General features: G+C 46.6%; 10 protein-coding genes. 5 read left to right on the forward strand and 5 right to left on the reverse strand.

Translation table 11 applies throughout. From position 1 onward, the window contains the following. Nucleotides 1-169: 169 nt before the first annotated feature. The 3 genes from RMO84_RS08665 to RMO84_RS08675 all read right to left on the reverse strand — a co-directional run bounded on the left by RMO84_RS08665 (nucleotide 170) and on the right by RMO84_RS08675 (nucleotide 2,463). Entirely contained in the window at nucleotides 170-964 is a 795-nt protein-coding gene (locus tag RMO84_RS08665) for a PspA/IM30 family protein (RefSeq protein WP_310488075.1), read from the reverse strand. 204 nt (nucleotides 965-1,168) lie between these two features. Beyond that, nucleotides 1,169-2,314 carry a hypothetical protein gene (locus RMO84_RS08670; protein ID WP_310488076.1) on the reverse strand — a complete coding sequence of 382 codons (1,146 nt, stop codon included), beginning with the start codon at nucleotides 2,312-2,314 and terminating at the stop codon, nucleotides 1,169-1,171. Nucleotides 2,315-2,322: 8 nt separating this feature from the next. Beyond that, nucleotides 2,323-2,463, reverse strand: a complete 141-nt coding sequence (locus RMO84_RS08675; protein WP_310488078.1) for a hypothetical protein — start codon at nucleotides 2,461-2,463, stop codon at nucleotides 2,323-2,325. A 91-nt stretch (nucleotides 2,464-2,554) separates the two neighbouring features. Here RMO84_RS08675 and RMO84_RS08680 point away from each other — a divergent pair, with 91 nt between their 5' ends. The 3 genes from RMO84_RS08680 to RMO84_RS08690 all read left to right on the forward strand — a co-directional run bounded on the left by RMO84_RS08680 (nucleotide 2,555) and on the right by RMO84_RS08690 (nucleotide 4,164). After that, a complete protein-coding gene (locus RMO84_RS08680; protein WP_310488079.1) occupies nucleotides 2,555-3,001 on the forward strand; it encodes a DUF721 domain-containing protein in 447 nt (148 codons plus the stop codon). A 432-nt stretch (nucleotides 3,002-3,433) separates the two neighbouring features. Beyond that, nucleotides 3,434-3,718 (forward strand): hypothetical protein, encoded by a 285-nt coding sequence (locus RMO84_RS08685; RefSeq protein ID WP_310488080.1) that lies wholly within the window; start codon nucleotides 3,434-3,436, stop codon nucleotides 3,716-3,718. Between the two features lie 107 nt (nucleotides 3,719-3,825). Beyond that, complete coding sequence (locus RMO84_RS08690; RefSeq protein WP_310488081.1) at nucleotides 3,826-4,164, forward strand: hypothetical protein; 339 nt, start codon at nucleotides 3,826-3,828, stop codon at nucleotides 4,162-4,164. A gap of 143 nt (nucleotides 4,165-4,307) precedes the next feature. Here the strand turns inward: RMO84_RS08690 and rpsN are convergent, their stop codons facing one another. Continuing rightward, nucleotides 4,308-4,610: a 30S ribosomal protein S14 gene (gene rpsN, locus RMO84_RS08695; protein WP_310488082.1), complete on the reverse strand. Its 303-nt coding sequence runs from the start codon at nucleotides 4,608-4,610 to the stop codon at nucleotides 4,308-4,310. 436 nt (nucleotides 4,611-5,046) lie between these two features. On the opposite strand from rpsN, the gene RMO84_RS08700 reads away from it, so the two are divergent. Beyond that, nucleotides 5,047-5,262, forward strand: coding sequence for a hypothetical protein (locus RMO84_RS08700; protein ID WP_310488083.1), 216 nt, complete (start codon nucleotides 5,047-5,049; stop codon nucleotides 5,260-5,262). 260 nt (nucleotides 5,263-5,522) lie between these two features. Continuing rightward, on the forward strand, nucleotides 5,523-6,506 hold the full coding sequence (locus RMO84_RS08705) for a beta-fructosidase (protein ID WP_310488084.1): 984 nt from the start codon (nucleotides 5,523-5,525) through the stop codon (nucleotides 6,504-6,506). Nucleotides 6,507-6,638: 132 nt separating this feature from the next. Here the strand turns inward: RMO84_RS08705 and RMO84_RS08710 are convergent. Further along, the coding region (locus RMO84_RS08710; protein WP_310488085.1) for a class I fructose-bisphosphate aldolase at nucleotides 6,639-6,827 on the reverse strand (189 nt) is incomplete at its 5' end.

Consider the following 6,827-nt stretch of genomic DNA (forward strand, 5'->3'; position numbering starts at 1 on the left):
ACTAGCCACTAGCTAGTAGAAGCTGCAATTGGTCTTAATTTCGATCGTCATGCAATCGATTCTCGATTTGGCTGGCAATTATTTACAGGCAAAACTAAGCAGGGATAGTTATTGATAACTATCCCTGCTTCACTAAACAGATGAATTAAAAATCGTGCGTAAATCTAGTTTACAAACCGTCGATTTGTTTGCGTAATGCTTCTAATTCCTCATCTTGAGGGGTCATTGGAGCCTTGACGGTATCTTTGGGTGTTGCCGCCGTGGGCGAAACGCTACCTTGAGGTAGCGCGGCAGTGGGTTGGCTACCACCGAGCATTTGCTGTTTCATCGCGGCGAGTTCGTCATCGACGTCGCTACCAGCAGATAGAGCGGCAAATTTGCTCTCTAGATCTGCGCCCGTCAGTTCTGCGGCTGCTTGGGACTTGGCTTCTTGAATTAGGACTTTTTCTTCCATCCGCTCGAAGGCCGCCATCGCACTATTAGTACCCAAACGACCGACGGCACCTTGGAGTTGTTCTTGAGCTTTGGCAGCTTGGGAACGCGATTTGAGCATATCCTTCTTGGTTTTGGCCTCGGAAATTTTGCCTTCAAGTTGGATCAGGCTCTTTTTCATTGTATCGACCATCCCAGCTTGCCCATCCAATTGCGCTTTGAGGCTACCGGCAGTTTCGCTATAGTTCTTCTTGCGCACGAGAGCTTCGCGGGCGAGATCTTCATCGCCTTTTTGTAAGGCTAGTTGGGCTTTGCTCTGCCAGCTATTGGCATCTGCCATTGCTTTGTTGTACTGTTGCTCGGTACGTTTTTGATTGGCGATGCTACTTGCCACTGCTTGGCGAAGTTGCACCAAATCTTCTTGCATGTCCATCACCGCTTGTTCCAGAATTTTTTCTGGATCTTCGGCTTTGCTCACCATATCATTCACATTTGCGCGCAGCAGTCTGCTCACCCGATCGAATAATCCCATATTACTATCCTCTTTATAGTTTCCATACGTTAGCCGCTGAGTACCTAGTTCGCGACTAACGCTATAGTTTTGGCTTGATGATTTAAATAACTAACCTAGTAATTATGATAACTTCTGGATCTCCCGATCGGGCACTCCCGATTTGCGAATTAGTAACAAGTGATGTGCTTGACAATCGCAGCTTGACTAATTGCGGCTCGGCAATTAGCGTCCAGTTACTGGTGGCGTTAGTCGATAGCCAGATGGCTTGACAAAGGTGTGGAAATTTGGTGGCAGTAGCGATCGCACCAGACTATCAGCTAATCTAGGCTGTGAAGTAATCGTCGCAATCGGGGCAACTTGAGTCGGACGATTGAAGGGAATTGCCACTGGCGCACCTGCACTGCTGGTAGTAGGAGCAATTGTCGCCGTAGTTGTGGGCGTTGTGATATTAGTTGCTGCCGCTACTGTGGGCACTTTAATGGCATTGAGCGTACTTAAATTGAGTTCGCTAAACTCATTGGCAGCTAGATTGGGACTTTGGATTGTTTGTCCCAGCAAGCTAGTGGTGATTGGACTGACAGCCTTGGTCGCGGTCAGGGGAGCTAAAATACTCGGATTGAGGTAAGTATAAACCGCACCACCCGCCAGCGCGCACGCAGCAGCCATCGACCCAATTTTGAGTGGGGTAAGGTGTTTGGGTCGCGGGGCTGGAGCCGCGCCGACATCTGGATGATTTTTGGTGGCTGACTCGCTGGGCGGGCGACCCGATTGAATTTGGCGGAGCAATTCTTGAGAGGACGATGAGTACTCATCTTGATATGTAGCCATTTGGCCGCCAGATGAGAAATTTAGAGCCATTTGCCGATCGACCGAGCCACTCGATCGATGCAGCGCGATCGGTGCATAATTAGTATTAGCAATCGCATTGCGATCGCTACTGGCCGATGAGGTGAGTCCATCGATAATAATAAAACCACCCACGGGAGCCGGATCGAGATCTTGCGCTCCTGACTGGTTTTCGGTTTCGGGAGGAGCTGGATGCAGGATTTCTGCGGTGAGAATATCGGCATCACCATCGAAGATCGACTGTTGTTCCCAAATTACGGTATTTGCTTGTAACTCCGGACTAAGGCGACCGCCGTCGTGCTCCTGGCGTTCGGTTTCAGTCGCGTTGGTGTCAGCTCGTTGTTTGGATCTAAATCTAGTGAGTTCGTCTTCCAATTTAATATCTAGACAACTAAGTGCTTTTTGGAGTAGAGGGTTGAGCGCGGATCGCTCCTGCGCGCTCTCGGTAGCAGTGCCAGCGACTACAGCTCGATCGGATGGGGTTAGATTCTTCGCGCTATCGTCAGATGGATTGTGGTTCATAACTCACTTTAAATGCAGTTGACAGTTGACAGTGGCGGTGTGCGATCGCACCAGGTAGCCAGCGATCCTGTCTTTAGATTGCCCAAGATCGGACACTCAGCAGCAAACTTTGTGCCAGTTGCACGCCCGACCGCCTGTTGCCTTGTCATTAATATATTCCAAAACTTCACCGATTCAGCAAATATTCGCTATTTAACGAAGATTTTTCGATCTCAACTCATTATTAATAGCTTTTGATGTATGTCTTTAACATCGATCTCCACAATTACCGATCGAATTCAACATCAGCCAGGATGGGAAGGTGTCAGGGATTGGGGTTTAATTATCCAGGCTTGGGCGGCTACCGTCTCGCCAGCGATTGCCGATCGCACGCAGCCCAAATCATTATCGAGAGGGGTGCTGACGATTGCAACTCCTAGCTCGAGTCTCGCCCATCAGCTCACCTTTGGCAGACAAGCACTGTGCTTGCAATTCAATCGGCTAATCATCGCCCCTCCCATCGACGAGCTGCGGTTTGTGGCCGCCGGTTATCGCCAGTACACTCCCACCACTACCGAGAGTACTTCGATCCCGATCGACTCAGGGGAGATTGTAATTTGTGGCCAGTGTCAGTGTCGCGCGCGTCAAGGCGAATTGTTGCGGTGGGGTGTTTGTCAATACTGTGCGATCGATCTAAAAATTCTTTAAGACAACACTAGATCTATTGCTGTTCACACTTATTAATTAAAGCTAGCTATATTAACTATCTAAGTTATCTATCTTTTGGTAGATTTAGACACATTCTCAATCGATCTATCTGGTTTTGACAGTGAGAATATGGCAAATTGCTACCTCGCCGCATCCTGGTTTGCCGCGATCCCCAGGGGTTTTAGGTAAATTCCCGGTGATATTGAGTGTTAATAAATTCTTTCCGTGTATGCACTGAATACTCTAATAAATGTATCTATGTATGAACAGAATCTAAAGACAATATAAAATACAAATTGCCTTGGGGATCGCTATAAGCTAGACGGGATCGCTCGTTGATGCCACTTTTGTCCAAATCGTGAAAATCGACAAGGAGTGATAATAGAGGTCATAGAGAGAATTGAATTTGGTGCTCTCGCAAAGGTAAGGCTGATGACCAACCAAAATTGTATTACTTCTGCCTGTCGCTACTGTCGTTTTTACCGCCCAGAGGGTCTGCATGGCGGTGCTTGTCAGCAACTTGGCGTATCGGTACGAAGTAACTGGAAAGCTTGTCAGCTAGGTCTACCCGCATTCGCGAACACTTGGGAAAATGCCGAGGAACTAGCTAGTGCTAATCGGCAACCTCAGGCTCCCCAAATCATCCGCGATCGAGAGCTGGTTGAGAATACTAATTTAGAATTAGTACGGGTGCCGCTGAGTGTCAATCACAATTGATTAATTTTAGTTACCGAATCTAGCCATCGGTTGGCTCTGGCATTCACAATGAGAGGTAGCTAAAACTAATTCCCTCTTCAGTCTAGATCGCCAGTTGGTAGTTGCCAATGACAGAACCGATCGAATCAATTACATTATTACCTGCAACCGACGCCGTGCGCGAAGGTGCATGGTTGCAGTCATCGTTACAAGCATGGCTCGATCGCGAATTTATTCCCGAATCGATTAATGTTACCATCGCTCAACGCGCTGCTCAGATCTACACTCGCCAGCGCATGGAGGGCGAAAACGATCTTGGCTCATTGGTGATTGCGATCGTCACGGAAATGCAAGCATTTAATTTTCAAGAGAGCTTTTTTGGCGAGTTTGCCGTCGCCAATGCCGTCAGCGAGCTGATTTTAGCAAGTTTGGGCATCGATAATCGCTGCTGTGGCGATCGCAGCTAGCCCGTTAACTTCGATAAATACTTGCTGAGAATTCAAACTAAAGCTTTAGATCGAGCTAAAAATTGAGGGAAATCGTTACAGGGAGCGGAAAAGGCAGCATATTATACCCCCATTACCGTTACTCCCTGACGACGATCGGATCGCTACCAGCTTGATTTGACTACGCCTGGTAATAGACCTTGATGCGCCCACTCGCGCAATACGTTACGAGATAAACCAAAATCACGATAGTATCCACGCGGACGACCAGTTACCCAGCAACGATTGTGCAACCGAGTTGGTGCGCTATTGCGAGGTAATTGTTGGATCTTGCGGTGGATTGCAAACCTTGCTTGGGGTGTAGCTGCACTTCTAAACTCTTCTAATAGAGCTGCTCTTTTGTCTGCATACTTTGCTACTAGTCGCTCGCGGTTCTTCTCCCGCTCGATCGTACCTTTCTTCGCCATGTGTCTAAACTTTTTCTATATTACAACAAACCCCAGCGGCTCTTGTGAATTAACGCAACCAGTTAAGATCGAGTAAGACAAGAGTGCCAAACATTCTATTATAAAGCAAAGTCTCTACTTTTGTCTATAATTGGCCGGTCTTTTTAGTCCTTCCGGCCAAGCTGCACACCCAAAAGTAAAAGATCGTCGCAACCGCTCTGCGGGCAATCGATCTAGAGCTGACTACCCATAGCTGGTAGCCATTATCTGGCGACTAAATAATTAGGCTATTTGGCTAGTGTCAACACCGAGCAGTTATACCGATAATAACGACAGCCACAGCCGCGAGCGAGATCGCATCTGCGGCGATCGCAACTTCATCTGCCAGGAGTAAAAAAATCATTGTTTTTTATCGATTTTCGATCTGCTTTCGATCGATTACTATGATAAGTTGGGTATGCTAAATCATAACCATACATTAACTGCCTACTGGAATATAGATATATATAGTACACCCGACCTCAAGCTTGGTGTCCGTACAGATTTTTACCTCTACATCTGTCAGCAATTCCAGCATTTCCAGCAGGCGGCAAAGCATGAGCGATTCGGTTCGACCGACGCCATGAGCACGAAAAAAAATGTCTTAGATTTTAGCATCGCTCAAGTTTCGTAAGTATAAATACTCGTCGCAATTGGCCATACGGATTTACTAGTCGATAGTCAAAACCGGAAAAATAAATTTCCACACAAGTTGAAACTTATTTCGCCAAAATCATTCATTATTCTTAAGTGAGTAATCGATAGAATTGCAACGATAAAATCGCTATTTTTCTTTCCGCAGTCTAAAAATTCTTGCTCTATTCGCAAGGGTTTTGGCTGCGACAATTTTGTCTTTGAATAATTATCCAATCTTGAATTTTGAATTGGTAGAAAATGCGTACTCTCGCTCCAGAATTTAGCTATCCTACAGTCCAACATCCCGATCGCCATGTTTGGGACTTTTGGTATTATTTCGATCCAGAGACGGGTACTTTCCATTTATTTTATTTAAATGCCGATCGGTCGTTAGTCGCTCAAGACCAACACCATTTGAGTTCGCAAGTAGGATATGCAACTACCAAGGATTTTTTGACGATCGATTGGGTAAGCGATCGCGTATTGGGTGCAGATCCCCACGGGTGGGATGACACCTCGATTTGGAGCGGAGATGTCATTAAAGTTGATGGTGGATTTTTGATGTTTTATACATCGAGAAATCAAGCAACAGATGATGGTATGACCCAAAATGTTGGCGTCGCCTTTACCCATCACATGCAAAGTTTCGATCGCTGGTTTCGGATTCCCAGTATTCGGATTCAACCGGAAGCTCCGTACGAACTGCAACACAATCCCGAAGATCTGACCATTCATGCTTGGCGCGATCCATTTCTGTTCCGCCATGAGGAACAAATTTATATGTTGCTCTCAGCCAAAGAGCCAGATCGACCATTGGGTAAAAAAGGTACTGTCGCGCTACTCAAAGCCAAAAATAATAGCTTTGAACAGTGGGAATATTTACCGCCGATCTGTCATCCAGGTTTTTATGCTGAGATGGAAGTACCCCAACTCTATCGATCGGGAGCGGATGATTATGCCTTAGTTTATAGTACTTGGGCTAAATATGACTTTGCCCCCACAACCGAGCAAAGCGGTGGTTTACAAGGTTTCCGTTCGTCTTCTTTATTTAATTTTCCCGCCGCAACTCCTGAGGTCTTATTACCAGAAACAGCAGGGCTGTATGCTTGTAGAATTATTCCCGAACTCAATGGGGAGATTGTCGGTTTTGACATTACTACTGGTGGCATTCGCCGCAGTGGCGTTCAGACTGGTCTACAACATGTCGATCGCGACTTTAGCAGCTATTCGATCGAGATGTAATCTAATTGATAATTGATAATTGATAGTTGATAGTTGATAGTTTATAGCGGCGGATCGAATATTTCGATCCGCCGCTTTCAACTTATCGACCTAAAGCCTAAAGCCTAAAGCCTAAGACCTAAAGCCTTTCTTCTAAACCATCGCGATCGATCGTTCCATTTCTGGTGAATATTGACCCAGACTGGCGGCTCCGTTGAGTTTGGCGCGTTGATAGAGGCGTTTTTGGGCTTCGGGAATGTTGGCGTCGTCGCCATGCCAATAATCGAGAGCGGGTTGTTGAATCGCGCGGGCGTAAGAGAAAGTTACCGCCCACGGACATTG

The sequence above is a fragment of the Chamaesiphon sp. VAR_69_metabat_338 genome, assembly GCF_031423935.1.
Lineage (GTDB): Bacteria > Cyanobacteriota > Cyanobacteriia > Cyanobacteriales > Chamaesiphonaceae > Chamaesiphon.

What these genes read in the sequence shown, in the direction of transcription:
- RMO84_RS08665 (WP_310488075.1), bottom strand. Translation starts at nt 964, where the DNA reads ATGGGATTATTCGATCGGGTGAGCAGACTGCTGCGCGCAAATGTGAAT.
- RMO84_RS08670 (WP_310488076.1), bottom strand. Translation starts at nt 2,314, where the DNA reads ATGAACCACAATCCATCTGACGATAGCGCGAAGAATCTAACCCCATCC.
- RMO84_RS08675 (WP_310488078.1), bottom strand. Translation starts at nt 2,463, where the DNA reads ATGACAAGGCAACAGGCGGTCGGGCGTGCAACTGGCACAAAGTTTGCT.
- RMO84_RS08680 (WP_310488079.1), top strand. Translation starts at nt 2,555, where the DNA reads ATGTCTTTAACATCGATCTCCACAATTACCGATCGAATTCAACATCAG.
- RMO84_RS08685 (WP_310488080.1), top strand. Translation starts at nt 3,434, where the DNA reads ATGACCAACCAAAATTGTATTACTTCTGCCTGTCGCTACTGTCGTTTT.
- RMO84_RS08690 (WP_310488081.1), top strand. Translation starts at nt 3,826, where the DNA reads ATGACAGAACCGATCGAATCAATTACATTATTACCTGCAACCGACGCC.
- rpsN (WP_310488082.1), bottom strand. Translation starts at nt 4,610, where the DNA reads ATGGCGAAGAAAGGTACGATCGAGCGGGAGAAGAACCGCGAGCGACTA.
- RMO84_RS08700 (WP_310488083.1), top strand. Translation starts at nt 5,047, where the DNA reads ATGCTAAATCATAACCATACATTAACTGCCTACTGGAATATAGATATA.
- RMO84_RS08705 (WP_310488084.1), top strand. Translation starts at nt 5,523, where the DNA reads ATGCGTACTCTCGCTCCAGAATTTAGCTATCCTACAGTCCAACATCCC.